Annotated in this window: 1 protein-coding gene and 1 pseudogene; both read left to right on the top strand. The window is 35.2% G+C overall.

The features are described from left to right. A pseudogene (locus FTT75_RS15640) lies at window positions 1–110 on the top strand (IS701 family transposase); the annotation flags it as partial. 577 nt (window positions 111–687) lie between these two features. After that, a complete protein-coding gene (locus tag FTT75_RS15635; RefSeq protein ID WP_159139022.1) occupies window positions 688–1,104 on the top strand; it encodes a hypothetical protein in 417 nt (138 codons plus the stop codon). Window positions 1,105–1,376: the final 272 nt, after the last annotated feature.

The following is a 1,376-nucleotide window of genomic DNA, read 5'->3' as shown; positions in this document are numbered from 1 at the left end:
AAAATGTATATCGTTGGCAGAAGAAATTATTTAGACCAGTTATCAAAAACTTCATTGATGACTTTATTCTCGATAAAAATCATCTGCTACCACAGAGAATCTATAAATAATAGTGCGTAAGTCCTATAACTTTACTGAATGGCCTAATGTAATTTTAGAGCACACGCCAAAGTAAGGTCATGCCAGTCAAAATCCTGAACTTTAAATCAATGGTTTAGAAGCCGTGAAACATCATCTTAGCAACGATTAAAACAATTCTTAGATTTATATACGTGACACTAAAAAGCCAGTACATATTGAACTGGCTTTTTTCTCAATTTGTCTAACGTGCGTTATGTAAATTTTAGCAAATCTAAACTGGCAGCCTAACTTAAATAACTGATGTTACGCAATAAGTGTATTTTTGAGCATCTTCGCCACTACATTTTGCGGTCGATTTTTTTAAAATTTACAACATATAGAATGGATGCGTAACATCAGTTAAATAAACTGTCTCCGATATATTGGTCCCAAAATCCTTAAAGATCTGACTGCATATTTTCCCACTGTGGAACAGCATGCCCATCAGAGTGAAACAAAAAAATGAGATTTTATCTCCAAACCCTTTATTATTTTTAAGATCGTATATGATTTTAGAAATTTGAAAGAAACTCAAACTTTAAAATATTCGAATCATGGGGATACAATATGAAAATCAAGTTAATCACGCTGACATTAGCACTATCCGCAGCATCACTGGCAAACGCACATAATCATGAACAGTTAATCAGTAATGATTACCAACTGTTTAGTCCAGAAATCACCTCTAAAATCACTGAGCACAAACCTGTTTCATTAGATTTTATTGCTAGTGCAATTAGCACCCCAACTCAGGCGGTATTAAAAGAAAATTTAGGTGAGACTAAAAACGTCGTAGTGATTAGCGATGCGGAAACCTGGTATTACGGTGTTCAAATCACCGATCAGGAAAATCAAAAATGTTCTGTCTCTTTTATTTTCGACCGTGAAAATGGCAAGTTAAGTACATCGGCAGATCTGGTCAGCTTCCACCAATTAGAATGTGAATTAGCCGTTGCCCAAAAATTAGAAAAGAAAAATAACTAACTCCAAACCAGACATTAAAAAGCCCGCAAATGCAGGCTTTTTAATTCGTCCAAATTTTCCATATATCACCCTGCCAGAATCCGGTTTAATGACAATTAAATAGAATATTTGAACTCTTATTGGCACTGTTGCAAATAACCACGAATGGCTTTGTTGCACAAAGATTTGAAATGCAAAGCGCCCCTAATTGAGCCAAATTTAAGGCGTAACTTGGGTAAGTGGTCGACCTAATTCCGTAAATCTGTTGAGGACTGCTACACGTGCATGAATTT

Origin of the sequence: Acinetobacter sp. YH01008 (genome assembly GCF_013420435.1) — a bacterium.
GTDB lineage: Bacteria > Pseudomonadota > Gammaproteobacteria > Pseudomonadales > Moraxellaceae > Acinetobacter > Acinetobacter pseudolwoffii.
The sequence above is the reverse complement of the archived record's forward strand: the minus strand, read 5'-3'. Positions and strand labels throughout refer to the sequence as shown.

Bases quoted from the DNA above. Each gene is read 5' to 3' on its own strand.
- FTT75_RS15635 (WP_159139022.1), top strand. From the start codon at position 688: ATGAAAATCAAGTTAATCACGCTGACATTAGCACTATCCGCAGCATCA.